Below are 26,472 nucleotides of genomic sequence, written 5' to 3' on the forward strand. Positions count from 1 at the left end.
ATAGCTTAATGTCCGCTATTTTGGACAAAATATAAAGACCTTTAGTGCAAGACCGAACTGCCAAAAAAGGGGAACACAATGAATTTGAATGTCCTGGAAAATTCGAAACCGCATGTGTCGCTTCTCAGCGGTATCGCCGTCGCCGCGCTGCTGCTCGCAACGACCTCGAGCACGGCATTGGCCGCCTCAAACTGCATCAAGGGTGATCGCAAGGCGCCCTATACGATCGGCTGGGCCAACATCTACTCCGTCCCGACCTGGATGAAGCAGACCGAAGGCACCATTACCGACGAGGTCGCCGCTCTGAAGAAAGAGGGCCTGGTCAAGGATCTGAAAATTACCGATGCGCAAGGCAATGCGCAAACCCAGATCCAGCAGATCCAGTCGATGATCGACGCCAACGTCGATGCGATCATCGTTGAGGCGGGCTCTTCGACCGCGCTCGATCGTGTCATTTCCGATGCATGCTCAAAGGGGATCGCCGTCGTCAATTTCGACAGTCTCGTCGATACCGATAATCTGACGGCCAAGATCAACACCGATTCCAACGAATGGGGCCAGAAGGCTGCGCAATGGATGGTCGATCAGCTGCACGGCAAGGGCAAGATCATCATCATGAACGGACCTGCCGGTGTTTCCGTCAGCGATGATCGCCGCAAAGGCGCGCAGCCCGTGCTCGATGCCAACAAGGGCCTCCAGGTCATCACAGAGACGAACACCGAATATAACGTCGCGCCTGCCCAGGAGGCCATGACCAGCCTTCTGTTTGCCAATCCGGAAATCGACGGCGTGCTTTCCCTGGGCGGCGCTCTTTCCGCTGGCGCCGTGCTTGCCTTCGATCGGCAAGGCCGCGATCCGGTGCCGACGACCGGTGAAAACGCCCGGCAATTCCTGGAGCTGTGGAAACAGAAGGGATTGAAGGGTTGGGCGACGATGCAACCGAACTGGCTCGGTGCCCTTTCCGTGTACACGGCCGTCCAGGCACTGCAAGGAAAGACGGTCCCGCACTTCGTCAAGGTGCCGTTGCCGGTCATCGACGATAGCAATATCGGGGGCTATCTTGCTCGGGCGGACAAGTTTCCGGCCGACGGCTATATCTATTCCGACTATGATCAAGCTCTCTTCGACAAGCTGCTGGCGCAGTAAGATCGCCGGCATACATCGAAGGTTCAAAACATGATCGATCGTCCGCCCCTGCTTCAGGCAAAGCAGGTCTTCAAGGGCTTTTTCGGCAATCCCGTGCTCAAGGGCGTGAATATCGCGCTGCAGCCGGGGCGCATCCACGCCTTGCTTGGTGAAAACGGGGCGGGCAAGTCGACGCTGATCAATCTTCTGTCCGGCACGCTGGTGCCGGACAGCGGCCAAGTATTACTGAACGGCCGGGAAGTATCCCGGTTCTCCCCGGCAGACGCGCGCAAGGCCGGAATTGCTGTTGTCCAGCAGGAGCTCAGCCTCATGCAGGAATTGTCGATCGCCGAGAACGTAGGGCTCGGTGCCTATCCCCGGCGCTTCGGCTTTGTCGATTATCGCGCGCTTCACGAGCAGGCGCGCGGTGTTTGCGAGCTCGTCGGGTTGGAGGAGGATCTCGACACGCCGGTCGGTGATCTCTCGCTCGGCCGTCGGCAGCTGGTGGAGATCGCCAAGGCGCTGTTTCGCAAGCCGAAGGTGCTGATCCTCGATGAGCCCACATCGTCGCTGTCGGCGCACGAGGCCGGCATCCTGTCATCACTGATGATGCGACTGCGCGATGAAGGCGTCGCTCTTCTGTTCATATCCCATCGCTTGAATGAGGTGCGCGCGCTCTGCTCTCACGTGACGATCCTGAAGGATGGGGTTGTGACCGCAGACCAGCCGCTTGCGGATGTCGATGCGGAGGGCCTCGTGCGGTTGATGGTCGGGCGGGATGCCGGCGATCTTTTTCCGGCATGGGCGCCTGCGCCATCCGGCCGGGAACTCGTCAATGTCAGCGGCTTTTCGGCAGGAATGGTCCGTGGCGTGAATTTCTCCGCGCGGGCCGGGGAGGTTGTCGGCATCGGTGGCCTCGTGGGCCAGGGCCAGGAAGATTTCCTGCTGGGATTATATGGCGCGCTGCCGGCTTCGGCGGGGGAGGCAAGCATTTGCGCGCATCACGGCCTGTTTGCCGACGTCGGGTCCGCCAATGCGGCGGGGCTCGCCTATGTTCCGGCGGATCGAAAGCGAGAAGGATTGATCCTGCCGCATTCGATCGCATCGAACCTGGTTTTGCCGAATATAGGTGATCTAGCCCGCAAGTTCCTGCGTGACCGCTCGGCCGAACGCAGTCTTGTTGCCGATCTTGCCGCGCGGTTGACCATTCGCGGCGATACGCAGCGCCCCGTCCAGGCATTGTCGGGCGGAAACCAGCAAAAGGTCGCCCTTGCCAAATGGCTGCCGCGATCGCCGTCCGTCCTGTTGCTGAACGACCCCACCCGCGGCGTCGATATCGAGACCAAGCGGGAAATCTATCTCATGCTGCGTGCCTTCGCGGCCGAGGGAAGGCTGGTCGTCCTGCTCTCCTCGGACACGCCCGAGCTGGTCCATCTCTGTGACCGGGTCCTCGTTTTCAATGAAGGCCGGAATGTCGCCTTGCTGGAGCGGGAGGCGATTTCCGAGGAAGCGATCGTCGGCGCGGCCATGGGCGTTTCTGAAAGAGGAGTTGCCGCATGACGGCTGGATCCATATCTTCGCGGCTCTATTGGGGCATCCAGCGGCAGCGCAACCGCGGTATCGGCGGCCTCTATATCGTCGTTGCGGCCTTCCTGCTCCTGTATGCTTGGCTGTTTCCAGGCATTTTCGGCCTTGGCGGATTTTCGAAATTCACCCAGAACTGGTTTCCGCTCGCTCTCGTCACGATGGCGCAGACGCTTCTGATGCTGAATGGCGGCATCACCCTGGCGATCGGCCCACTGGTCAGCCTGGGGGCGGTCATAGCGGCAACGATGATGGGCGGCGACGCTATCGGTGCGGTCGGCGGCATTGCGATTGTCGCGGCAGCAGGGCTGCTGATCGGTGCGCTGATCGGCATTATCGTCGCCTATCTTAGGCTTCCGGCGATCATCGTCACCTTGGCGGGCTCTTTCATTATCGGCGGCATCGCCCTGTTGATCCTGCCGCGTCCGGGCGGGTTTATCCCGGATTGGTTTTCGGACCTGCTGGCCGGCGACCGGCCCGTTGCATTCTGCCTGCTCGTCGCCACGCTGATCGGATGGAAGCTTCTTTTGGCGACGCCGGTCGGGCTCGGCATTTATGCGGCAGGCGAAAATCCGGTCGGCGCCTTTCGATCCGGCGTGCCCGTCGAAGTGATGAAAGTGACGGCTTTTGCGATCTCCGGCCTGTTGGCCACGCTCGCCGGCCTGTTTGTCGCAGCTCAGACAGGTTCGGGAGATCCGGTCATCGGCAATCCCTTCACCCTCAATTCGATCGCCGGTGCCGTCCTGGGCGGTGTCGGCTTTCTCGGCGGCAAAGGCACAATGCGCGGAGCGATCTGCGGTAGCCTGCTCTTGTCCGTCATGATCAACGTGATGTTCTTCCTCGGCTTCCCGCCAGTTGCGCAATATGTCGCGCAGGGGCTGATCATCGTCGGAGCCGTCGCCATCCCCGAACTGTCACAGCGCTGGAGGACGAAATGAGCGCTCTCTCCTCCCGTCTGAAGTCACTGCTGCGCCATCCGCCGCTGCTGACGCTGATCCTGGTCGCTATCGTCTGGGTGATCGCGAGCCTTACGCTGCGCGGCTTTGGTGCCTATGGGCACCTGCGATATATTCTCGAACTTTCCGCCGTCATCGGCATTGTCGCCGCCGGCCAAACGCTGGTGATCGTCATGGGCGGCATCGACCTGTCGGTCGGTGCGGTCATTACCGTGACGGCGATCATGCTGCCGTTGATTTCGCCGGGCTGGGATCCGACGGGCCTTGTCGGGATCGTCCTGTCGCTGATGCTTGCGACAGTGATCGGCATACTCAACGGCGCCGGTGCTGCTTTCCTGCGCGTGCCGCCGATCATCATGACCCTGGCAATGGCAACCTTTCTGCAGGGGCTTCTGGTGATCGTCGCTGGCGGCAGCGCGGTTTCCGTAACGAACGCCGCCGTCATCTGGCTCGGCTCGGCACGCCCCTTCGGCATTCCGGCGGGCATCATCCTCTGGGTGCTCGTCTCTGCCGCGGTTCTGGTGCTTTTGCATCGAACGCCCATGGGCGCGCGCTTTCTGGCGCTCGGCGCCAATGTGGTTGCTGCACGATTGTCCGGTGTCAGCGTGATCCGCAATACCCTCATCCTTTATGGGCTGTCGGGGTTCTTTGCAGGTCTTGCCGGCATGTTGGTCCTGGGGATGAACAGGCAGGGTTACGTCGGGATCGGCGATCCCTATCTCCTGACGTCCATCGCCGCCGTTGTTCTTGGAGGCACTTCCATTCTTGGCGGGCGCGGCACCTATGCCGGCACCATTCCAGGCGCAATCCTGCTAGTGACGACGACGGCCCTCATCACAGTCGTCAATGCGTCGGCCGGGTGGCGCTCGATCATGTTCGGATCGCTTATCCTGGCGCTGCTGCTGATTTCAGGCCGGGAGGCGCGGCGATGAGCCCGCGTTACGCAGGCCCAGTGATCGACCCTCATCATCACCTCTGGGATCTGTCCCTCGATCGTCATCCCTGGCTCCGCCGAAAAAACGGTGCCGACGAGGAGATGGTCTTCGGCAGCATCGAACCCATCCGCCGCAACTATGATGCAAAGGATTATTTAGCCGATGCCAGGGGGCAGAATATTGTCGCCACCGTTCATGTCGAAGCCGGCTGGTCGCAGGCACATCTGGCTGAGGAAACGGCATGGCTCGATACGCTCGACAAGGCAGGTGGAGTTGCCCGCCGCTACATCGCCCGCGTTCCGCTGGATAGCCCCGACGCCGCATCCCGGATCGAGGCCGAGGCGGCAAATGCTCGCGTCGTCGGATTGCGCGACATCGTGAGTTGGCATCTGGAGCCGGCCAAGAGCTTTGCCAAGACGAAGGGGCTGATGCAGGACGATCGCTGGCGCTTGGGGCTGCGACATGCCGAGCGGCTTGGGCTCGTCTTCGATTTGATGTTGTTTCCCTGGCAGTTCGATGAGGCCGTCCGGCTGGTCGCGGATTTTCCCAACATGATGTTCGTCGTCAATCATTGCGGCAGCCCGGCCGATCGCAGTCTCGAGGGGATGACGGCCTGGCGGGACGGGTTGCGAGAGCTGTCGCGGGCGGACAATGTCCGGATCAAGATTTCCGATCTCGTCGCCTACGATCCGCAATGGACGCTCGAAAGCCTGCGGCCGGTCATCGTGCACTGCCTCGAATGCTTCGGTACCAGGCGGGCGATGTTTGCCAGCGATTTTCCCGTTGCCGGGCTGCATGCCTCCTTTGACGAGGTCTATGATGTTTTCCGAACCGTGGCGGCAGCGTTGAGCAACGAAGAACAAGGTGACCTTTTCTTCACTACGGCCAATCTTACCTACCGTCTCGGGTTAGAGCCGGACGGCACAAGCGGGGACTAAAATGCAGGATATGACGCTTGAGCCCAGACATCTCTCCATGTGGACCTATCCCTGGGATGTTCAGGAACAAGGTATCGCGGGCCTGGTTGCTGATCTGCGCGATCGCGCCGGCCTCAATACGATCAGCCTTGCGACGTCCTACCACGCCGGCCGTTTCCTCCAACCACGCAGCCCTATGAGGAAAGCCTATTTCCCGGAGGATGGCACGGTCTATTTTCGACTGAATGAGGCGCTGTGGCAGGACAAGGAGATCCGTCCACTGGTGGCACAGCATGTCGTCGAACACGGCGACATGCTGCAGGCCCTCATCGACGAGCGATCGAGAGGCGGCCTTAGGGTCTCCTGCTGGACCGTCTGCCTGCACAATACACGGCTCGGCACGCTGCATCCCGCACATGTCACCCGCAACGCTTTCGGCAATCCGAACTACTACAATCTTTGCCCTTCGAGCCCGGCGGCGCGCGACTATGTCGTCACTCTCGTCAAGAATGTCACGACGCACTACAAGCCGGATATGCTGGAGCTGGAAAGCCCGAATTTCATGGGCTTTGCACATGAGTTCCATCACGAAAAGGATGGCGTCGGCCTGAATGCCGAGGATGATTTCCTCCTGTCTCTTTGCTTCTGTGATCATTGCATGGCACGCGCAGCAAAGGCAGGGGTGAACGCCGATGCGGCGCGCCGGACGGTTTCCAGTTTTATCGCTGCGATGTGCGAGCGCGAGACCCCCGAAAGGCAGTTTCCGGATTTCCCTTCCGGCGGCATCGATGTCTTCAAGGCCTGGCCCGATCTTCACGCCTATCTGCAATGGCGGACGGAGCCGGTTACCAGTCTCGTCAAGGAAATACGTGACGAGGCCGATCCCGCAACCAAGATCGTGCTTATCGATCTGAAGGATGGCTGGCTCGGCGGCGTCGACCTTGAGGCAGTCGGCGAGATCTGCGACGGAGCCATCCTTTGCTGCTACGACATGCAGCCCGATACCGTGGCGGCCGTTATCGACAGCGGGCGCAAGGCATTGGGGCCGGAGAAATATCTTGGCCTCGGCTGCCGCCTTTTCTATCCCGAGATCACCTCGGGTGCCGATCTCGCCGCCCGCAGCAGGGCGGCGATCGACGCAGGCGCCGACGGCATCAATTTCTACAACTATGGCCTGGTTCCGGCCAAGCGACTGGACTGGGTCCGGATGGCAGTAGACGGTCTCTAAACGGCGCTCGGCATTACATTGGCCCCGATCAGAATGGGGCGTGGCCGACGAGATCGTCATGGCTTGGGTGCCGCTCGCATACGCGGGCGTCGCTTCGCAACCCCTCGGCATGAGGCCTCCGATAGGATGACGAAGCGGGCCTCCTTTGCCCCGCAGGAAAACTCTGCAGAAAAATATCGAGGCATCGCAGATTCAAAATGACAACGTTACCATCGGGTGTTACACGATGATAAATGATAACGTTACCAAATGGGGATCGAGTTGAAATTCATGTCTCAGGAAGTGCGGGATTCGACGGCCGTCGTCGAGGAAGAGGCGGCACTCTACAAAGACTTGCGCCCAGCCGGCGGCCAGCTTGTCTTGCCGGCGTTGACGGTCGACGAGGATATCTACCGTCACAATCGCGATACGTTTTTTGCTCTCCTCGGTGCCTATGGCGCAAGGATCGCGCCGCATGCCAAGACGCCCATGTGTCCGGAGATCGCGCATAATCTCATCGCAGCCGGTGCTTGGGGCGCGACGGTTGCCAACCTGCAGCAGGCCGAAATCATGTTGGCCGCCGGCGTCAAAACCATATTGATCGCCAACCAGATCGGCGGAACTGCATCGGTTCAGCGGTTGCGTCGCTTGGCGGATACCTTTTCCGGGGCGGAGATTTTCTGCTTTGCCGACTCGACGGAAGCCGCAGGCGCATTGGCGCAAGCTTTCAGCGGATGGGATAAAACGCCTCTCCCGGTTCTTGTGGAGGTCGGAGCCGGTCGTACCGGCGCGCGCACCACTTCGCAGGCAAAGCAGGTCATCGATGTCATCACGTCCGCCCCATCCCTCACGCTTGCCGGGGTCGGTACCTATGAAGGCGCGGTCACCGGCGAGACGCCGGAACGGCTGGATGCCAACATGGCTGCCCTGTTCGCTTTGACGGCGGAGACCTTTGTTCTCGCCCGTCAGGCCAACCCGGATAAAACCCTATTGCTGTCTGCAGGTGGCTCCGCTCATTTCGACCGCGTCATCGACGCCTTGATGCCGGTCGCAAAGGCTGATGGCAACGCGCCCTTGCTGCTGCGTTCCGGCGCGATCTTCTTTTCCGATCACGGCATATACAGGCGCGGTTTCGAGGCATTGGATCGCCGTGCCCTGTTGATGCTCGACGGTAAGCCCTTCGTCGCCAATGAGAGGTTCAAGCCTGCCATGCGCCTTTGGGCCGAGGTCATTTCCGTGCCGGAGCCGGGGCTTGCCATCGTCGGCATGGGAATGCGCGACGTCTCCTTCGACCAGGACCAGCCTCTGCCGCTTGTGCTTCACAGGGACGGCGCCGCCTTGGACGGCGATTTGTCATCAAAGGCGAAGGTGACGAAGCTGAACGATCAGCATGCGTTCCTGGCAGTCGCGGGTGATTGCGCTATGAGGATCGGCGATATCGTCGAGTTCGGCATTTCGCATCCCTGCACCTGTTTCGACCGCTGGCGCTTTTTCTATGTCACCGATGCCGCCGGTCGGATTGCGCATCGCTACCGCACCTATTTTCACTAGAGCAATTCCAGGAAAAGTGCGTAGCGGTTTTCCGTCTGGAATTACGTAGAAACAAAAGGATAGAGCGTTTTCGCTTTTCAAAGAAAAGCGGAAAAGCTCTGGGAGCGGGACATGCCGCAACTGAATTTCAGACCCATCTGGCGCTACGAGGCGCAGCTATATGACGGGGTCGTGACGACCTTGCTGCTGACCTTCGTTGCCGCTGCTGCCGGCATCGTCATCGGCATTGCCGGGGCAGTGCTTCTGCGCGGCGGACCGAAGCCTGTCAGATATGCGATCAGGACCTATATCGAGGTCATTCGCAACACACCCGTGCTGCTGCAAATCTTCATCATCTTCTTCGTTCTGCCCGGCCTTGGCCTGAAGTTCTCGCCAATACAGGCGGCAATCGTCGCGCTCTCCACTTATTTCGGTGCCTATGCGATCGAGATCATTCGATCGGGGTTGGACTCCATTCCCCGCAGCCAGGTTGAAGCCGGATTATGTCTAGGCCTCACGCGCTGGCAGGTGCTGTCGCGTATCGTGCTGCCACCCGCCCTGCGCAATATCTATCCTTCCGTAACGGCGCAGTTCGTGCTCCTGCTGCTCGGCACGTCGATCGCCTCGCAGGTCTCCGCCGACGAGCTCTTTCATGTCGCTGGCTTCATCGATAGCCGCACCTATCGCAGCTTCGAGGTCTATACGCTCATTTGCGCGATCTATTTCGCGCTCGTCATTCTCTTCAAGATCGCCTTTGCCGTCATCGGCCGGATGGTCTTCCGTTGGCCGACGCGCCGATAGGGTCAGACGATGCGTTCGTTCACATTCTCCGATTTCCTCTTCCTTCTGACGGCGCTGGAATGGACCTTCCTGATGGCGGCCATGGCCTTGGCATTCGGCGCGCCGTTGGCCGTGCTGCTGGCCATTGCCCGCACCGGCAAAGCCATCCTGCCGCGTTTCACCGCGAGCGCCTTCATCGATCTCGTCCAGGGTATCCCGCTGCTCGGGCTGCTGATGTTCTTCTATTTCGGTGTGCCGGTCCTGCTTGGGACCGACGTGCCGGCGCTTGTGGCGGTCGGTGCTGCCTACACCATCTACACGGCCGCCTTTCTCGGCGACGTGTGGCGCGGCGGCATCCAGGCGGTCAAACAGGCTCAGTGGGAAGCTGGCGCCTGTCTCGGCCTTTCCTGGCGGCAGCAATTCGTCCACATCATCGGCCCGCAGGCATTCCGCGTCGCGCTCCCGGCAACCGTCGGCTTTCTGGTGCAGCTCGTCAAGAACACGTCTCTCGCTTCAGTCGTCGGCATTGTCGAGCTGGCGCGTGCGGGGCAGGTGGTCAGCGCCGGAACCTTCCAGCCGCTTTTCGTCTACCTGCTGATCGCCGGCATCTATTTTGCCATTTGTTTTCCCTTGACCACCTGGTCCCGCAAGCTGGAGGCGCGGCTCAATGGCGCTCGTTGAAATCAAGAACGTCCACAAGAACTACGGCCACCTCGAGGTCCTCAAGGGCGTCTCGCTCGACATCGAGAAGGGGGAGATCGTCACCATCATCGGACGCAGCGGCTCCGGCAAAAGCACATTGCTTCGCTGCATCAATGCGCTTGAAACCATCCAGGCGGGCGAGATCCTGCTCGAAGGCCAAGCGGTATCGGCGGATATGCGCGATCTGCGCGCCATGCGTCAGAAGGTCGGCATCGTCTTTCAGGCCTTCAACCTTTTCCCGCACATGACGATCGAGCGCAATGTCACGCTGGCGCCCGTGCTGACGGGCAAGGTTGAGAAACCGGCCGCTCGCGCGCTTGCGCTCTCGGTGCTGGAGCGCGTCGGCCTGGCCGACAAGCTCCGCGCCTATCCCGAGCAGCTTTCGGGCGGGCAACAGCAGCGTGTTGCCATTGCCCGCTGCCTCGCCATGTCGCCGCACCTCATGCTGTTCGATGAGGTCACTTCCGCGTTGGACCCCGAACTGGTCGGGGAGGTGCTGAAAGTGATGGAGGAGATGGCGCGACAGGGCATGACGATGGTGCTCGTCACCCATGAAATGAACTTCGCGCGTAACGTCGCGACCAAGCTCGTGTTCATGCATCAAGGCCGCGTTTGGGAGCAGGGAGACCCGAAGAGCCTCTTTGCCAATCCGCAAACGCCCGAGCTGAAAAGTTTCATCGGTCATCACAGTCATTGACCGGCGGAAGGAAGCCATTCGACAAAAGGGGAATGATATGAAATTTCTGAGCAGCATCTTCGCGGCGGTCTTCGCGCTTGCGAGCCTTACCTTGCCAGCCAGTGCCGATACGCTGGCCGACGTCGTCTCGAACGGCAAACTGCGCGTCGGTGTGCTCCTCGATGCCGCACCCTGGGGGTACAAGGGTGCGGATGGCAAGGACACCGGTCTTGATGTCGAGCTTGCCCGCATGATGGCGAAGGACCTGAATGCCGAGCTCGAAATCGTGCCGTTGACCGGCCCGAGCCGTATTCCGAGCCTGCTTGCCGACAAGATCGATGTGCTGATCGCCGCAGCCGGCGCCACGCCGGAGCGGGCGCAGCAGGTGATGTTTTCCCAGCCCTATGCCGCGGTCAGCCTGGGCGTCTTCGGTGCCCCCGGTGCTCCGATCACGGATGTCGCCGGCCTTGCCGGCAAGCAGATTGCCGTCGCCAAGGGCTCGACGCTCGACACATGGCTGACGGACAATGCACCGGATGCCAAGCTGATCCGGTTCGAGGATACACCCTCGGCAATCTCGGCATTCCTGGCAGGGCAGGCGCAGTATTTTGCTGAAAACAGCGCGATTGCGGCGAAGGTGACGGAAGACAACCCCGGCAAGCCGGTCTCGCTTGCCTTCCTTATCCGCCAATCGCCGGCTCATGTCGCGGTGAAGCAGGGGGAACAGAATTTCCTCAACTGGATCAATACATTCCTATTCTATCACAACATGAACGGTGATCTGGCGAAATTGCAGAAGACCTTCTTCAAGGAAGAGCAGACCCTTCCGCACATGTAAGATCCGCGGCAATTCCAGGCCCGCCTTCCGGCGGGCCTTCAAGCCCTTAGACCAATACCGCTCATGCAAATGCCGGGCATCCGGCGCGGAAGGCACCTCATGCATACCGGACTATTCCATTCGATCGACTTCAACGCGGACGGCAAGCATTCCGCCTGGCTTTCGGCTCCGTTCTCCGTCGACCGATCGCCCTATTTCCATGTTCGCACGCCGATATGCGTCGTTCGCAACGGCGAAGGCCCTTCGGTCCTGCTGATGGCCGGCAATCACGGCGACGAATATGAGGGCGAGATCAATCTTGTGCGTCTCATCCGTATCGTCACGGCGCAGGACATTCGCGGCACATTGACGATCCTGCCCTTCGCCAACATGCCGGCAGTGATGAATGCGCGCCGCTGCTCGCCGCTCGACGGCGGCAATCTGAACCGCGCCTTTCCGGGTAGCCTCGAGGGTACGCCGACAAGCCGCATGGCCCATTTCCTCGAGCATGATCTCTTCCCTCGCCACGATATCGTTTTCGATCTGCATTCCGGCGGAACGTCGATGGCTCACCTGCCGACCGGACTGATCGAAGAGAGCGACGATCCAGAGCGCCACAAGCGGGCGACCGAGCTTTTGAAAGCTCTCGGCATGCCCTATGCCTTTATCGCCCGAAACGGCGTGGACGCGCCGACATCGATGGCCGCGGCCGCTCGCGCCGGCGCAATCGGCATCAGTGGCGAATTCGGCGGCGGCGGCACGGTGACGCCTGAAACCATGTCGATTTCGGCGCTCGCCATTAACAGCCTTTTGATCGCAGCCGGCATCACCGACAAATCGCTGCTGCGGACGCGCTCCGCACCCCAGACAACCCGTTTGCTGAAGCTCGACTCGCACGATCAGGCGATCTACGCCAGCCGCACAGGCTGGTTCGAGCCGGCCGTCGATATCGGCGCAGAGGTGAAAGAGGGCGATGTCGCAGGCTGGTACCATGATTTCGAGCGTCTTGGAGAGCTTGAGGAAGAGCTGCACTTCGCCGCAGCCGGCATCGTCATTTCCCGCCGCCTGCACACGCAGTGCCAAGCCGGCGATTGCCTCATTCAGGTCGGACGGATAATCAAGGACTGAGACGGTAGCGTGGGGCCGAATATTCATGGTTGATCATCAAAGGGATGCACATGATGAGACCGTCATTTATGACGATGTCGTCCGCATTCCGGCCTCCGCCGCCGAAGGCACGATGCAGATCGGCGGACAGGTGCCGGATGGGGCCTCCGCCAGTATCGGAGACGTTGCGCGGCTGGCGGATGTCGCGCCGATCACCGTATCGCGCGCCCTGCGCAATCCCGAGCAGGTGAGCGCAGAAAAACGCGAGCGCATTTTTCAGGCGGTGAAGCAGACCGGCTATCGCGTCAATCCCTTTGCCCGCGCGCTGAAAAGCGGGCGATCCAATGTCGTCCTCGCCTTTGCATCGAACATGTTCAGCGAGCAGTTCGCGCTTGCCCTGCATGCCTGCGCGGAGGTTCTGGAGGCCGCCGGTTACCTGTTTCTGGTCGGCCAGACATCCTACTCCTACGAACGCGAAACGGCCGCCATCCGCTCGTTGCAAGCGCTGAAGCCCGCTGCCGTGATGTTCACCGGGGTCATCGAGCTCGAAGCGAACCGCGAGGTCTTGCGGGGCCTCGACATCCCGATCATGGAGACATGGGCGCTGCCCCGTGACCCGATCGACATGCTGGTCGGCTTCTCGAATACCGAGGCTGGCAGGCTTGCAGCATCGAGCCTTGCCAGGCAGGGACACAAGAAGGTCGCCTATATCGGCCGCAAGGGCGGCCGTGGCGCTTTGCGCCTGAAGGGCTTCCGTGAAGGTTGCCATGAGGCGGGGCTCGATTTGGTCGGCGAGTTGCTCGTCGACGATGTGGTTGGCCCCTCCGACGGGCGCCGATGCCTGTCGGACCTTCTGGAAAGGAAGACCGGCGCTCAAGCCCTGTTCTGCGGGAACGATCTGCTTGCGCTTGGCTGCATCATGGAAGCTCGCCGTCGCCGCATTTCGGTTCCCGAGGACCTTGCGGTCGTCGGTTTCGGCGATAGCGATATCGCCGCCGAAATTCCACCCGGTTTGACCACCATCGGCGTCGATAGTGCCGCGCTTGGGCGTTCCGCCGGCGAGATGCTGCTGGCCCGGCTTTCAGGGCGGAAAACAGAAGAGCGCATACGACGTCTCCCCCTTGCTTTGATCCTTCGTGGCAGCCTTTGATGCAGCCAGGTTGATTTGAGCCGCATGACGCTACCTCATCTACAATCGGCTGATTTGACGATCCGGACCTCACGCCAGCGCACTCGGTCAATAGGGCTTCGGAGCCGATGGTAAAGTTCAGCACCCAATCTCGCCGTCATGAGCTCTGCAAAAGTGGCATGGCTATCTTGCAGGCATGTGCATTTTATTTAGGCGGATAAATGCCTATCTCCGGTGCGTCAGCAAAGGAGACCGTAAAAATGAGAGTAATTGAGAAGATTAAGCGCTTTAGCGAACAGCGCAGAGCCATACGCGAGCTTTCCGCCCTCGACGACCATGTTCTTCGTGATCTCGGCATCGCCCGCTCGCATATCCCCTACGCCGTCAGCGGCGCTCGCGGCAACTAAGCCTTGTTTTCGAGCGCATACCCTTAAGGTATGCGCCGCCGAAGGAGGCCTCCGGGGCCAACAGCATCGCCGCGTTTCTTGGACAACCAATAGCCGCTAGAAGCCGCACATCGTACCGCGATGTCTGGTATCGTTGAAGGCGATCGCCCGAGTTCCGACCGGCCTACATTTCTTCTTGATATGCCATTGGCAAATCATACCCATCGCCAACGCTTTTCGCTTTTATCGCGGCGGGTAACATGGCGAAGATTTCAGGCGGCTTGTTCGCAGCTGCCTTTCATGTTCTGTTTTGCGCAATATTCAAGTTCGATCGCGAGCAGCCTTGTTGCACTGGCAAGTGCATCTTCTGCCTCTGCGAATAGCTGTGGCTTGTGACCCATTCTTGCCTCGCCATAGTTTCTGGCTCGCAGCAAAACGAGGTCAGCCAAATCGATACATTCCGGTGTTGGTCGTACGAGGTTCAGGCAATACCGCAAATTGATCGCGACCTCGAGAGCGAACTCGGCTGCCGAGAAATCCAATATTGCACCCGGCGGCGCGGAACGGGCTAGAAATATCCTCCAGTGCTGGGTCATTGCAGCTCCCCTCGTGTCGGATCGATTGCGCAGGCATCGATATATTGAGTGCGATCTTTTGCAGAGGCACTATTGGATTCCCGGCCATAGTATTTTGCATCGGCAAGGCGTCGGTGTGTCCGCAGACATATCGACCCGACGAAGTCGTTTTCAATAACGCAATCATGCAATTGGGCTTCGGTCCAGTTCCTTCTTGGACGTTAGTCTGATGACAGGTTGGCGAAAGGTCTTTGCCATGGTTGCTGAAGTCCAAGTGGAGGTCCATCCGATCGATAAGACTTGACCCATCGCAGTGTTGCGGCGATTTGATATGGATCGGAGATCCTTGCCAATCGGCGCTAGATGATGACGTGTTCGGGCGACGGAGCCAATCGGAGCCTCAGGAGGCTGTAGGTGTTGTTGCGTCGAAAGCTTATTGCTGCTTTGCCGTGCCTGTTGCTGACCATGGTCAGCACAGCACTCCCTTACACTATTAAAATTCACGGTGCTTCCGCGATATTTGCGCAGCAAATAGTCGAGGCCAAAGGGGGTAACGGCAATGGCGGCGGCAATGGTAACGGCGGCGGAAACGGCAATGGGGGAGGCAACGGGAATGGCGGTGGCAACAGCGGCAATGGAGGTGGGAACGGCAACAATGGGAACGGAAATGGCAACAATGGCAACGGCAACGCCAATGGCCAATCGTCCGGCACCAAGAGCGCAACGCAAAGCCAGGTCGATTCCGATCAATCCACTGATGATGGCGGCGGCTCGATCACCGTTCATCACAAGGATGGCATGAGCGAAAATATACGGAGCGGACGCTATGTGATGAAGGATTCAAAGGGCCGCACCATCGTCAATCGCAATGCGACGATCGCCGACGAGCAGCGGCTCAAATCATTCCTTCACTGACGGCGCCTTTCGAGTTCATCCCGGAATGCCATCGCAGCTTCCGTTCTATTGCTCACTTCCAGCTTGGCAAAGATCTGCGTCATGTGATGCTTGATGGTTTTTTCGTGCAGATCAAGCTTCAGCCCGATATGTTTGTTGCTCAATCCAGCAGAAGCCAGCTCCAGCACTTCCCGTTCGCGATCCGTCAATGCGCTGAAGGGATTGATCTGCGTACCAGATCCGTTTTCCGAAATCAGACGAGCCGATAGTGTCGGTGCGACATAGCTGTCACCTGCGGCAATGCTGCGAATGATATCGGCGAGGGTCCGTGATCCAACGCCTTTCAGAACATAACCTTTTGCGCCGCTCTTGAGCGCCGCCATCACGTCGTCGCTTGCCTCGGAGACCGTCAGCATCACGATCTTCTGATCGGGTATCTGCGCGAGAATGAGAGAGATGGCATCCAGTCCTCCTCCCGGCATGGAAATGTCGAGCAACAGGATGTCCGGACGGTGTTCTGCTGCTATGCGCAACGCGTCCTCCTTGCTGCTGCCCTCGCCAACGATGCTAAACCCATCCATTTCGGTCAGGCTCCGGATAACGCCCTCCCTGAAGAGAGGGTGGTCGTCTACGACCGCCAAACTGATTGAGGCTCTCATGCCTGCTCCATTTCCTCGATGTTCAGGGACATGCGAACGATGGTTCCCCGGTTCGACGATAAAAGTTGAAAGGTACCGCCGAGGCTTTCGACCCGATCCCTGAGGCCGGCAAGGCCAAGCTTCTGCGGGCCGACCTCTTTCGGATCGAATCCCGGCCCTTCATCGGTAACCTCGATCACGATCTGGCCGTCTTCCAAGGCCTGCACGACCTTTTGTCCGATGCCGCCTGCATGACGATAGCCATTGTTCAAGGCTTCCTGGACAAAGCGATAGACGCATATCTTCGCGGAGGTCGAAAGGTCTGTCGGCGTTGTACCGACCAGAAGCGCGACGGCGACGCCAGTGCGCAGTTCGTGGGCACGGATTGCGCGCCTCAGGAGATCGGTCAGGTTGTCCGTCTCGATGTGAGGCAGCATCAGTCCGCTGCAAACACTCCTGATTTCGGTCATGGCGTCGTCGAGACTGGACTTGATAGTGCGTAGCGAGGCCTCGCGCTCGTCCGGCGAGGCCGTGGGGCTGACGAGGGTTTGGCTGTCCAGCCGCAAAGAGGCATAAGCGACCAATTGGGCGGGGCCGTCATGCAGGTCGGCGCCAATACGGCGCAAATAGCTTTCGTTAAGCGCTGCTGCGCGCTGGGTCGCGCGTTGAACACGGGCTCGCAACGCCTCATTCTGTCGAAGAAGCGTCGACAGTTCGCCGATACGGCCATTGAGCGCCTTGCGTTGATTGTCGATGGTGCGGCTGCCTCGCAGGACGATGATCGACAGGAGAGCGAAAAATGTCAGTGTGAACAAGGCAACGACAAGCCAGCTCAACAGGCGGGCCTGAGTGAGGCTCCATTCGAAATCGTTGGCAACCTCGTAAAATTCGGAGACGGCGACGACCTTGCCCGACCAGGGCTGAAGCACGGGATTGTAGATTTCCAGGAGCGGTTTGCCGCTATTGCGTTCGGCAACGCTTTCCACATCGTCAATCCGGTTGAATTTGGCGACCATTCGGCCGGAAAAAGCCGTCTTGAGACTGTCCGAGAGCGGAAATCGCTTGCCGGAAAGATCCTTGTTGTTGGAATAGAGGATCGTCCCGTCGGTACGCCACAATCGGAACGAAAACAGCCGCGTACCAAGCGCGCCCTGACCGAGTGTTTCGTCAAGAGCGCGGGTGACCGTATCATCGAGAGCCTGGGTGGTCTGCATATCTGGCAGAAGCGGGGCGATGACGCTGTCAACATAGAGGGCCGTCGTCGCGGCGGAATTCCGCGTCACTGCATTTTCGATCAGGCTGGCAACGAAAGAGCCGACAACGAGCATCGCACAGAGCGCCACCAAGCCGCCGGCGAGCAGGAACTGTCTGGCCAAGGATTGGGAGTTCCAGCGTTCGATGAGACCTGCCAGAGATAGCTTGTATTTATGGTTTGCTCGCAGAACTGGCATAATCAGCACTGATCTCCCAACCCCGTATAGCTATCCCAGTGGGATGGAGTGTCAACTGTTGCAATGTCGGCACTGGTCGCCTTGTCCCGTGAAGAGAGTATTGCCGTTCGGCGCACACAATCTAAGAGACCATCGGATGAGATCAATCAGACTATGGTCCTAATGCTCAAGGCATAGGTCGGACCCATATAGAAACCTGGGATTTCGGCAATATTCTAGTGCGCATTGATTTGCCGGATGTCGCCGCTGCCGCAGGCAGTGGACATTTTATGAAGGAACTGCGCATGAAAATCCATTCCATTATTGGTGCAACAGGCCTCGGCCTGGTGCTCGCCCTTGCTCCCCTGGGAGGAGCTAGTGTCGGTTTCATGCATACGGCGTTCGCCAAGGGCGGAAACGGTGGCGGCAATGGCAATGGCAATGGCGGCGGCCATGGCGAAGGAAACTCCGGTCATGAAAAGTCCGGCAGCGACGATGCAAGCAGCACTTCGACGAATACGACGACAGCACAGGGGGCTTCATCGTCATTGCTGGGGCATCATGCGGACAAACACTCCAAAGGCCATAGTGCAAGTTCGAAGACGCACGTCTCAAAGCCCGGTGAAGGTCGTCTTAGCTCGCTCAAGCGAGACTATCATGCCTATTTGAACTCGAAAGATCCTAAGATGGCGGCGCTTTCCGCCTATGTGAAGGCATATGCGGAATTCGAAATGCAATATGGAACGACGGCTGTGCCGACGGATCCGGCCCTCAGCGACAATGCCTTGCGTTCAGCGCTGGAGCAGCTGTCGAACAAGCCGGTGACGAACCAGACGCTTGCGGAAGCAAAGAGCATTCTCGGCGTCGGAACAAATAGCGGAAAAATCGCCGAAGTCCGTGACGCACTGGAAGATAAATCTGAAACTGCGGCGCCGTCCGAGAGCAATACGGCGACTGCCAATTGAAGGCCCTGCATTAGCAGCGCTTGCGATGAACATGCCGATCGTGCGGCGCCTGTGACGGCACGGTTTGCGCAGTCATCGTTCGCGAGTTTGACTTTACGAGTTTGGCGTCAAAGCACGCCAATCCCTAGCCGGTCCGCCCACCGGCTCTATCGCCGGGTCGGGCCTTCCGCCCCAGACGCTGCTCGATCCGGCGATAGGCAATTTGCTTGGTGACGCAGGCGACCACGTATAAAATGCAGTGCGATAGCTGGAGGCCATTGCGAGGAAGCACCGGATTTTAAGGGAAGTCGCAGATCGGACGCCTTCTCGTTTCGATCGGAATGGATGCAGCCCTGCCGAGTACGGGAGGGGATGGAGAGCGGCTTCCCGCTCCCCACAATGGTTAGTTAAGAATCTGGATAACCTTGCGCGAGGAAGGCTCGACAATCACGCGTTCGTGGTTGACGATCGCATAGGCATATCGCGGATTTTCCGGAACGGCTCGTACAACGATCGTATCCGGCAGCGACCGGCCGACGATCACTCGCTCGCGGACAACCGTTCCTTCTTCAGGCAGGGGCTGTTCGCGGACATAGGTGACAACCTTCTGGGGCGGCGGATCGATGGCGGTGCCGACGATGGCGCCAGCCACGCCGCCCACGGCAGCCCCGATCGGGCCACCGACAACGGCTCCGGTAACAGCACCACCTGCGGCGCCGGTGACGGTCGACGATTGGGCAAAGGCACATCCGGCGGTCAGGCCAAGCGCGAGTGCCGCAACGCTAAGTATTTTCGTTTTCATCAGAATCTCCTTTCACCTTCTATTCGTCCGTCATTGACGGATCTGTCGGTAAAACAGAGCTTCGTCCCAGTCTGTTCCTCTTCTTGGGCGTCAGTCGAGTGAGTTGGGGCGTGGGTCTCACGATGCTTTGGACCAAAGCCTCACGCGAATGGCCTTCATCGGGAATATGGGGAATTCGTCGCGCAGAGGACCGATTCCGGCGATGGAACACAGGCCTTAATGCAGCTCTCGCGTTCGCAACTGTCGAATTCGGCTAGCCGATGTAGGCGCACACAAGAGGTCGATCCGACAAGGATTTCCGATCGCTTCGCATCAGCAGCGAAGCGATTTCAATCCGTCAATGTCCGGCGCGGTTCGAAGAAGCCACAGATACGTTTCGCTCCGTGGTCCATGTGCTAGGCAGGTTTGCACATATGATCCCGACCAGCAGGATTACAGAGACCAGGCCAATCAATGTCTCCCATGATTGCCGACGAAACGGCAGCGGCCAGCGCGATCGGGACATGTTTGGATCATACAGCATTCATCAGCTCCATATCCAAGAGAAAGCCGTCAGCATCGACGTGGCCGTTCCGGTTGAGATCAAGACTGTGATCGCTTTCTTGCTCTGGCGCGCGTTCATCTACCAAGTGTATGTCCGTCGAATCCCGATTGTCTAGTACCTTGATCGACAATATCTGGTAACGAAGCCGCTGGCGATTGCCGGGTTTGCCAATTTCGGCGAGTTATGGAGAAAATATTTCCGAGATTGGTTGATGTTGATGTCATATGAGGGCTGTGATGCTTCAATTGTGTTTCATTCTGAAATGAAGTTCCAGAATCGAAGCTTGGCTGGTCATGGCGTACAATAAGGTGAGACGGGTGGTAGCTGTGAAGAGCTGACTTTCGAGCACCGATCGACCTTGCCATATCGAGGAATCGAGAGGGCTGGCGATCGTCAGAAAGCTCCGGATCCCGGAAGAAGGCAACGAACAGGCAATCAGTGGAAGGATGACGTCTTCCAAGGCTTGTGGAAGCACATTCTCGGCCGCATTTCCCGATGCACTCGGCGCGGGATTGAAGAGGAATAAGCGACCGCCAGATCGGCGCTTGCCAATTCTGCGTTAAATTGTCTGGAGCGAAGGAGTGGACGCCGTTGGCTGCGTGGAAGGCCCATGCAGTTTGGCCGAGGCGGCTTCGGGCTGGATAAGCCATGCTCCCAGGGCCGCCAGGGCGGTGCAAACAAAGATGGTCAGAAGCGCCTTTCTGGCATAGCGCTGCCGTTCAAATTTCGAATCTTCATCATGTTCCATCATTATCTCCTTCGTCAGAGCCGCGCCTGACGAATGAAAGGCTGATCTATCGTGGGTGTCGGCCTTTCGTGCGGATCGCTGAGCTGTGTGTTGCAAGTCTATCCATTTCACATGAATGGAATCCGAACGAACCGGTTGGATGGACGTTAGAAAATGGAGATTTTGCCGGAGATATTCTAGGTGCGGGCTGAAGCAGAAGATGCCAGATAGCTGGCGGCGGGCGCCTTTAAGCGAATTGATTGATATCGCTCTGGATGCCGAAAGATCTCGGGGAAAACTTTTTGCAAAAATCGCAAAAAGCTGGATCGTTTTTGCCTGCATGCTTCGGAGGAGATTGTTAAATGCTTGCCTGTAGTTGGACCCCGGCGGGGCACGGCGAATAAATAGAACGCTATATGACAAAAGCATTTAAGGGAGTTCACCCAATGTCAATTATTGCTTCTCGTGCGCGGTTGCTCGGCACGGCCTTCAGTCTGGCACTCCTGTTGGGCACTTCGGCCGCCCAGGCTGAAACGCCGCCGAACGTGCTCGTGGTCGCGCAGTCGATCGATGATGCCGTCAGCTTCGATCCGGCCGAAGGCTTCGAGCTGACGACGGTCCAGTCCTTCAACAATCTCTACCAGCGTCTCGTTCAATCGAACCGGCAAGACGGCACGAAGATCGAACCGGCGCTCGCTGCGTCTTGGACAGCCGGCAGCGATGGCCGCAGCCTGACGTTCGAGCTCGCTGACAGCAAGTTTTCCTCCGGCAATCCGGTCCGTCCCGAAGACGTGATCTTCTCGCTGACACGTGCCGTCAAGCTGAACAAATCGCCGGCTTTCATTCTCAATGAGCTCGGTTGGAAAGCTGACAACGTTGATGCCGGCATCATCAGGGTGGACGACAAGCATGTAAAGCTTAGCTGGTCTGCCGATGTCGGTTCGGGCTTTGCGCTTTCGTTGCTGACCGCGCCGATCGCCTCGATCGTTGACGAAAAGACCGTCGAGCCGCAGGCAAAGGACGGCGATTTCGGCAATGCCTGGCTGAAGACGAACTCGGCCGGCAGCGGTGCCTACACGATCGCGACCTATACGCCGCATGAGGCGCTGGTGTTGCAGGGCAACGCCAATTCCGCCGACAAGCCGAAGCTCGATAGCGTCATCATCCGAAATGTTCCCGATGTCGGCGCCCGCCGCCTGCTTGTCGAACAGGGCGATGCCGATATCGCGCGCGGCCTCTCGGCCGACCAGATCGAAGCGCTGAAGACCAAGAGCGGCCTCAAGGTTCTCGCAGTACCCTCTGCGCGCACCGACTATATCCTCCTCAACACCAAGGCCAATCCGACCCTCGGCAATCCGGCCTTATGGGAAGCCGCCCGCTACCTCGTCGATTATGACGGCATCGCCAAGAACCTGCTTCGCGGCCAGAGCACGGTGCATCAGGCCTTCCTGCCTGTCGGCTTCCCCGGCGCACTGACGGATACGCCCTTCAAGCTCGATGTCGAGAAGGCAAAGAAGATCCTGGCCGATGCCGGCATCAAGACGCCGTTCAAGGTCGAATTCATCGTGTTCAACGACCAGCCGTTCCTGTCGATCGCCCAGTCGCTGCAGTCGACCTTCGCGCAGGCCGGCATCACGCTGGACATCCAGCCAGGTGTTGCAAGCGACATCTATGCCCGCGGCCGTTCCGGCAAGTTCGAGATGACGCTGCGCTACTGGATCCCGGATTATTTCGACCCGCATTCCAACGCTAGTGCCTTTGCCATCAACAAGGACAATTCCTCCAACACGGCTGCAAAATATGCCGACTGGGTGATCCCCGAGCTGACGGACGAGACGCTGTCCGCCGTCAAGGAGCAGGATGCGGCCAAGCGCGTGGCGCTCTATCAGGATCTGCAGAAGAAGATCCAGGCAAGCTCCCCCTTCATCTTTATGCTTCAGGGCAACGATCAGGTCGTGCTAAGCGACAAGGTGAAGAACTATGCTCAGGGCCTGAATGCAGACCAGGTCTACTATGACAAGGTGGAGAAGTAAGTGCCGCAAGCGGCAAACCAATCCGATGCTGACATGACCAACTCCCGCCAGATGAAAGCCTGGCGGGAGTTGTCTTTCGTGCGGCCCTTTCTTTCGTGGGGATGGTCTTTTGCGCTGACGCTCTTCGGGCTGGCGCTGGTGACTTTTGCCTTGACGCGCCTGTCACCGATCGATCCCGCCTTACAGATGGTCGGTGATCACGCCAGCCAGTCGAGTTATGAGCAGGCGCGCACCGAACTCGGGCTCGATCAGCCGCTGCCGGTTCAGTTCCTTCGCTATATCGAGACGGCCGCCTCGGGGAATTTCGGTCAGTCGGCCTCCACCGGCCAGCCGGTCGCCAAGGATATCGCGCGGACATTTCCGGCGACGATCGAGCTCGCGACCGCGGCGATCGTCATGGGTTCGGTGATCGGCCTCGTGCTCGGCATCACCGCCGCCATGCGGCAGGGAACATGGCTCGACGGCGCGGCGCGGATAATCTCGCTTTTCGGCTATTCGGTGCCGATCTTCTGGCTTGGCCTGCTGATGCTGCTTTTCTTCTATGCGCGGCTGCACTGGGCGCCGGGGCCGGGACGCGCGGATGTCGTCTTTCAATATACGGTCAAATCCGTCACCGGGTTTGCTTTGATCGATACGTGGCTTTCCGGCAAGCAGGGCGCTTTCCGGGATGCGCTGGCGCATCTGGCGCTGCCGGCAACCGTGCTTGCCTTTCATGCACTTGCCGCGATTTCGCGGCTGACGCGCGCGTCGATCCTGACCGAACTCGGCCAGGAATATGTGACGACCGCGCGCGCCAAGGGCGCAAGCCTTTCCCGTATCGTCTTCAGGCATGTCATGCCGAACATCTCAGGGACGCTTCTGATCGTGATTGCCCTTTCCTATGCCAGCCTTCTGGAAGGCGCGGTGCTGACCGAAACTGTCTTTGCCTGGCCCGGCATCGGCCGCTACCTGACGACGGCGATGTTTGCCGGCGACATGCCGGCGATCCTCGGGGCGACACTTGTGGTCGGCGCATCCTTCGTGCTCCTGAACGCCTTGACCGATCTCGGCGTTGCGCGGCTTGAAGCGGGGAAGAAGCGGTGAGTGCGATCATACAGCGTCCGCTCGACGGACCATCTTTCCTCAAGCGCCTACTGCGTTCGCCGTCGACGGCTGCCGGCAGCATTATCGTCCTATTCATTCTGGCCGTGGCGCTCCTTGCGCCGCTGATTGCGCCATACGATCCCAATCTGCAGGAGACCGCCAACCGGCTGATGCCGCCGAGTGCGGCCCACTGGCTCGGCACGGACGGGTTCGGGCGCGATCTCCTGTCGCGCATGGTCTATGGCGCGCGGCCGACCTTGCTGCTCCTGCTGTTCGTCGTGCTTCTCATGGCGCCGCTCGGCATTGTCGTCGGCATCCTTGCCGGCTTCTTCGGCGGTATCACGGAGCGCATCCTGATGCGCGTCACCGATGTCGTCATGTCCTTTCCGCGCCTGCTGCTTGCTTTCGCCTTTGTCGCGATCATGGGGCCGGGTCTGGTCAACGGCGCGCTGGCGCTATCGCTGACGAGCTGGCCCGCCTATGCCCGCCAAGCGCGTGTGGAAACGGCGGCGTTGCGCCGCAGCGACTATCTTGCCGCCGCCGAAATGGTCGGCATCCGGGGTATCAGGCTGCTTTACGGCCATGTGTTGCCCCTAGTCCTGCCCTCGGCGATCATTCGTCTGGCGCTTGATCTCTCCGGCATCATTCTCGCTGCGGCGGGATTGGGCTTCCTGGGTCTCGGCGTTCGTCCGCCGACTGCGGAATGGGGCGCGATGGTTTCGGAAGGCACGCAGGTCATTTTCGATCAATGGTGGGTGGCGGCCGTGCCCGGCTTTGCCATTCTTGTCACCTCGCTCGCCTTCAACCTTCTGGCCGACGGCTTACGCGACATACTGGATCCGCGTCATGGCTGAGCCGCTGCTATCCGCTCAGGACCTTTCGGTCTCCTTTCCCTCCGAAGCTGGCCCGCTGCCCGTCGTCGACGGCATCAGCTTTGCGGTGGATCGCGAAATCGTCGCGCTCGTGGGCGAATCCGGTTCAGGCAAGTCGATGACGGGGCGGGCGATCATGGGTTTGTTGCCGCGCCAGGCGCAGGTGCGGGCGACGCGCCTCTCGTTCGAAGGGCAGGATCTTCTTTCCCTGCCGCCGTCAGGCTGGAATGCGCTTCGCGGCAACGGTATCGGCCTCGTCCTTCAGGATCCGAAATATTCGCTCAATCCCGCCCATAAGGTGGGGCGGCAGGTCGAGGAGACGTTGCTCTTGCACACGCGCCTTTCGGCGGCGGAGCGGCGCGAACGGGCGCTCGACATGCTTCACACGGTCGGTCTTCCCGATCCGAAACGGGTTTATGCGAGCTATCCGGCGGCATTGTCGGGCGGCATGGGCCAGCGCGTGATGATCGCGGCGATGCTGATCAACCGACCGAAGCTCTTGATCGCCGACGAGCCGACCTCCGCGCTCGATCGTGAGCTGCAGGGCCAGATCCTGACGCTGCTGCGCTCCCTGACCGAGGGGTTCGGCATGGGGCTGCTGCTCATCAGCCACGATCTGCAGCAGATCTCGCAATTTGCCGATCGGGCAATCGTCATGCGCGGCGGCCGGATCGAGGAGGAGTTAGCCTCAGGCAATCTCGCCAGCGCCCGATCCGCCTATACGCGTGCGCTATGGGCGGCCCGACCATCGGCCGAAACCTACGGCACGCGTCTGCCAGTTTATGGAGCGGGTGCATGAACGCTCTGTCCGTCTCCGATCTATCCATCACCTTTTCCGGTGCCAGCAAGGCGTTCACCGCCGTGCGCGGCGTCGGCTTTGAAGTCGCAAGCGGCGAGACCTTCGGTCTCATCGGCCCGTCCGGCTGCGGCAAAACGACGGTCCTGCGCGCCATCGCCGGGCTGAATATCCATTGGCAGGGATCGATTTCCGTTTTCGATGAGCCGCTCAAGTCGGGGAGAAAGATTTCCGGCTCGTTGCGAGACAACATTCAGATGGTGTTCCAGGATCCTTATTCGTCGCTGCATCCGCGTCACACGATTGCGCGCATTCTCGGCGAGCCCTTGTCCTTGCGGGGCGCCAAGGACGTCGAGACACAGGTACGCACGGCTCTGGATCAGGTCGGCTTGCCGGCGGTAACCAGCCGACGTTATCCGCATCAACTGTCTGGCGGCCAGCGACAACGCGTGGCGATTGCGCGGGCGCTGTTGCTGCGCCCGAAGCTATTGTTGCTCGACGAGCCGACGTCGGCTCTCGACGTCTCGGTGCAGGCGGGAATCCTCAATCTTCTCAACGATCTGAAGGCGGCACATGGGATGACCTTCATGCTCGTCAGCCACGATCCGGGCGTGGTTGGCCATATGTGCGACCGCGCCGCCGTCATGGGGGGCGGTGTTATCACTGAGATCATGGATCGCGCCGGCCTATCCAAGGCCAGCTAGGTTCGGGTTCGAGGCGATGGTCCGCTGAAGGAGGCTGCCTTCTTTGGCATCGCGAAGGCGATGCTACACGGCTACGCGGTCGCGGCCGAAAATGTCGAGTTGCGAAAGGCGGATGGTTTCGCTCGCCGCCGACGTGCTGCCGATGAATTCGTCGATCAGAAACGCCACGTAGCCGCCAGCCATCTTGATGATGGCGATTTCACAGCTCTTTGAGGGCTTGTTGCCCATCTTCGTCGCCAGATCATAAACCGGCACCAATTCGCCACGATATGAGGTGTGACCGAGCGCTCGGCGCGTATCGTCGCTATTGCAGAGTGGGCGCCAATTATCCGCCCGAGCGACAATCGTCCCGTCAATGAACGTGCACAAGGTGTCGTGCACGCGGACCGCGATCGCTGCGCGGCGACGAAGAAATGCTGAAAGAGGCATTGAGCACTTTGTCCCTTCAGGGACTCCCCTATCCAAAAGTGCAGCCGTCTGAGGCAAAACCCGGCTTGAGGATGCCTTGGCACCGTCATGGTGCCGCCGAACTTTGTTCGGCCAGACACGCCCATGGTAGAGGCGTGGTCTTGATGACCT

The 26,472-nt window shown here is 59.6% G+C and carries 27 protein-coding genes; 21 read left to right on the forward strand and 6 right to left on the reverse strand.

Features of this window, described 5'->3' with window-relative positions; all coding sequences use genetic code 11:
- The first annotated feature begins 78 nt into the window (after positions 1-78).
- From GA0061100_RS11990 to GA0061100_RS12055, 14 genes are all read left to right on the forward strand, one after another.
- Positions 79-1,146 (forward strand): ABC transporter substrate-binding protein, encoded by a 1,068-nt coding sequence (locus GA0061100_RS11990; RefSeq protein WP_075852927.1) that lies wholly within the window; start codon positions 79-81, stop codon positions 1,144-1,146.
- Between the two features lie 30 nt (positions 1,147-1,176).
- Positions 1,177-2,685 carry a sugar ABC transporter ATP-binding protein gene (locus tag GA0061100_RS11995; RefSeq protein ID WP_075852928.1) on the forward strand — a complete coding sequence of 503 codons (1,509 nt, stop codon included), beginning with the start codon at positions 1,177-1,179 and terminating at the stop codon, positions 2,683-2,685.
- The gene (locus tag GA0061100_RS12000) at positions 2,682-3,647 is read left to right on the forward strand and encodes an ABC transporter permease (protein WP_075852929.1); all 966 of its coding nucleotides are present in this window, start codon (positions 2,682-2,684) and stop codon (positions 3,645-3,647) included. Before GA0061100_RS11995 ends, GA0061100_RS12000 begins: the two co-directional genes overlap by 4 nt.
- Positions 3,644-4,597, forward strand: a complete 954-nt coding sequence (locus GA0061100_RS12005; protein ID WP_075852930.1) for an ABC transporter permease — start codon at positions 3,644-3,646, stop codon at positions 4,595-4,597. The genes GA0061100_RS12000 and GA0061100_RS12005 overlap by 4 nt, the downstream gene beginning before the upstream one ends.
- Complete coding sequence (locus tag GA0061100_RS12010) at positions 4,594-5,538, forward strand: amidohydrolase family protein (protein WP_075852931.1); 945 nt, start codon at positions 4,594-4,596, stop codon at positions 5,536-5,538. Before GA0061100_RS12005 ends, GA0061100_RS12010 begins: the two co-directional genes overlap by 4 nt.
- Before the next feature lie 10 nt (positions 5,539-5,548).
- Positions 5,549-6,745: an alpha-amylase family protein gene (locus tag GA0061100_RS12015; RefSeq protein ID WP_075853250.1), complete on the forward strand. Its 1,197-nt coding sequence runs from the start codon at positions 5,549-5,551 to the stop codon at positions 6,743-6,745.
- Positions 6,746-7,015: 270 nt separating this feature from the next.
- The gene (locus GA0061100_RS12020) at positions 7,016-8,275 is read left to right on the forward strand and encodes an alanine racemase (protein ID WP_083961338.1); all 1,260 of its coding nucleotides are present in this window, start codon (positions 7,016-7,018) and stop codon (positions 8,273-8,275) included.
- 111 nt (positions 8,276-8,386) lie between these two features.
- Positions 8,387-9,055 (forward strand): amino acid ABC transporter permease, encoded by a 669-nt coding sequence (locus GA0061100_RS12025; protein ID WP_143525418.1) that lies wholly within the window; start codon positions 8,387-8,389, stop codon positions 9,053-9,055.
- 9 nt (positions 9,056-9,064) lie between these two features.
- A complete protein-coding gene (locus GA0061100_RS12030) occupies positions 9,065-9,715 on the forward strand; it encodes an amino acid ABC transporter permease (RefSeq protein ID WP_075852932.1) in 651 nt (216 codons plus the stop codon).
- On the forward strand, positions 9,702-10,433 hold the full coding sequence (locus GA0061100_RS12035; RefSeq protein ID WP_075852933.1) for an amino acid ABC transporter ATP-binding protein: 732 nt from the start codon (positions 9,702-9,704) through the stop codon (positions 10,431-10,433). Before GA0061100_RS12030 ends, GA0061100_RS12035 begins: the two co-directional genes overlap by 14 nt.
- A 37-nt stretch (positions 10,434-10,470) precedes the next feature.
- Positions 10,471-11,250: a transporter substrate-binding domain-containing protein gene (locus GA0061100_RS12040; protein ID WP_075852934.1), complete on the forward strand. Its 780-nt coding sequence runs from the start codon at positions 10,471-10,473 to the stop codon at positions 11,248-11,250.
- A gap of 99 nt (positions 11,251-11,349) precedes the next feature.
- Positions 11,350-12,357 (forward strand): M14 family metallopeptidase, encoded by a 1,008-nt coding sequence (locus tag GA0061100_RS12045; protein WP_075852935.1) that lies wholly within the window; start codon positions 11,350-11,352, stop codon positions 12,355-12,357.
- Positions 12,358-12,382: 25 nt separating this feature from the next.
- A complete protein-coding gene (locus tag GA0061100_RS12050; protein ID WP_075852936.1) occupies positions 12,383-13,486 on the forward strand; it encodes a LacI family DNA-binding transcriptional regulator in 1,104 nt (367 codons plus the stop codon).
- A gap of 239 nt (positions 13,487-13,725) precedes the next feature.
- Entirely contained in the window at positions 13,726-13,872 is a 147-nt protein-coding gene (locus GA0061100_RS12055) for a DUF1127 domain-containing protein (protein ID WP_075852937.1), read from the forward strand.
- A gap of 251 nt (positions 13,873-14,123) precedes the next feature.
- Here the strand turns inward: GA0061100_RS12055 and GA0061100_RS12060 are convergent, their stop codons facing one another.
- Positions 14,124-14,447 (reverse strand): hypothetical protein, encoded by a 324-nt coding sequence (locus tag GA0061100_RS12060; protein WP_075852938.1) that lies wholly within the window; start codon positions 14,445-14,447, stop codon positions 14,124-14,126.
- Between the two features lie 444 nt (positions 14,448-14,891).
- Here GA0061100_RS12060 and GA0061100_RS34845 point away from each other — a divergent pair, with 444 nt between their 5' ends.
- Complete coding sequence (locus tag GA0061100_RS34845; protein ID WP_075852939.1) at positions 14,892-15,341, forward strand: hypothetical protein; 450 nt, start codon at positions 14,892-14,894, stop codon at positions 15,339-15,341.
- Here GA0061100_RS34845 and GA0061100_RS12070 read toward each other — a convergent pair.
- Entirely contained in the window at positions 15,335-15,979 is a 645-nt protein-coding gene (locus tag GA0061100_RS12070; protein ID WP_075852940.1) for a response regulator, read from the reverse strand. The two genes, GA0061100_RS34845 and GA0061100_RS12070, sit on opposite strands and share 7 nt — an antisense overlap.
- Positions 15,976-17,409 carry a sensor histidine kinase gene (locus GA0061100_RS12075; RefSeq protein WP_143525420.1) on the reverse strand — a complete coding sequence of 478 codons (1,434 nt, stop codon included), beginning with the start codon at positions 17,407-17,409 and terminating at the stop codon, positions 15,976-15,978. Before GA0061100_RS12075 ends, GA0061100_RS12070 begins: the two co-directional genes overlap by 4 nt.
- Positions 17,410-17,693: 284 nt before the next feature.
- Here GA0061100_RS12075 and GA0061100_RS12080 point away from each other — a divergent pair, with 284 nt between their 5' ends.
- The gene (locus GA0061100_RS12080; RefSeq protein ID WP_075853254.1) at positions 17,694-18,353 is read left to right on the forward strand and encodes a hypothetical protein; all 660 of its coding nucleotides are present in this window, start codon (positions 17,694-17,696) and stop codon (positions 18,351-18,353) included.
- Between the two features lie 382 nt (positions 18,354-18,735).
- Here GA0061100_RS12080 and GA0061100_RS12085 read toward each other — a convergent pair whose 3' ends face one another.
- Both GA0061100_RS12085 and GA0061100_RS34330 read right to left on the reverse strand, forming a co-directional pair.
- Positions 18,736-19,134, reverse strand: a complete 399-nt coding sequence (locus tag GA0061100_RS12085; protein ID WP_075852941.1) for a DUF1236 domain-containing protein — start codon at positions 19,132-19,134, stop codon at positions 18,736-18,738.
- Positions 19,135-20,237: 1,103 nt separating this feature from the next.
- Entirely contained in the window at positions 20,238-20,747 is a 510-nt protein-coding gene (locus tag GA0061100_RS34330; protein ID WP_143525421.1) for a hypothetical protein, read from the reverse strand.
- Between the two features lie 104 nt (positions 20,748-20,851).
- Between GA0061100_RS34330 and GA0061100_RS12100 the strand changes: the two genes are divergently transcribed.
- The 5 genes from GA0061100_RS12100 to GA0061100_RS12120 are packed head-to-tail and all read left to right on the forward strand — an operon-like array spanning position 20,852 to position 25,893.
- Positions 20,852-22,438 (forward strand): ABC transporter substrate-binding protein, encoded by a 1,587-nt coding sequence (locus GA0061100_RS12100; protein WP_075852943.1) that lies wholly within the window; start codon positions 20,852-20,854, stop codon positions 22,436-22,438.
- A gap of 33 nt (positions 22,439-22,471) precedes the next feature.
- Entirely contained in the window at positions 22,472-23,521 is a 1,050-nt protein-coding gene (locus GA0061100_RS12105) for an ABC transporter permease (RefSeq protein WP_083961339.1), read from the forward strand.
- Positions 23,518-24,375, forward strand: coding sequence for an ABC transporter permease (locus GA0061100_RS12110; RefSeq protein WP_075852944.1), 858 nt, complete (start codon positions 23,518-23,520; stop codon positions 24,373-24,375). The genes GA0061100_RS12105 and GA0061100_RS12110 overlap by 4 nt, the downstream gene beginning before the upstream one ends.
- Positions 24,368-25,192: an ATP-binding cassette domain-containing protein gene (locus tag GA0061100_RS12115; RefSeq protein WP_075852945.1), complete on the forward strand. Its 825-nt coding sequence runs from the start codon at positions 24,368-24,370 to the stop codon at positions 25,190-25,192. Before GA0061100_RS12110 ends, GA0061100_RS12115 begins: the two co-directional genes overlap by 8 nt.
- The gene (locus GA0061100_RS12120; RefSeq protein ID WP_075852946.1) at positions 25,189-25,893 is read left to right on the forward strand and encodes an ABC transporter ATP-binding protein; all 705 of its coding nucleotides are present in this window, start codon (positions 25,189-25,191) and stop codon (positions 25,891-25,893) included. Before GA0061100_RS12115 ends, GA0061100_RS12120 begins: the two co-directional genes overlap by 4 nt.
- Before the next feature lie 63 nt (positions 25,894-25,956).
- On the opposite strand, the gene GA0061100_RS12125 is transcribed toward GA0061100_RS12120, so the two are convergent.
- Positions 25,957-26,322 carry a chemotaxis protein CheW gene (locus GA0061100_RS12125; protein ID WP_075852947.1) on the reverse strand — a complete coding sequence of 122 codons (366 nt, stop codon included), beginning with the start codon at positions 26,320-26,322 and terminating at the stop codon, positions 25,957-25,959.
- Between the last annotated feature and the right edge of the window lie 150 nt (positions 26,323-26,472).

Origin of the sequence: Martinezella hainanensis (genome assembly GCF_900094555.1) — a bacterium.
Lineage (GTDB): Bacteria > Pseudomonadota > Alphaproteobacteria > Rhizobiales > Rhizobiaceae > Rhizobium > Rhizobium hainanense.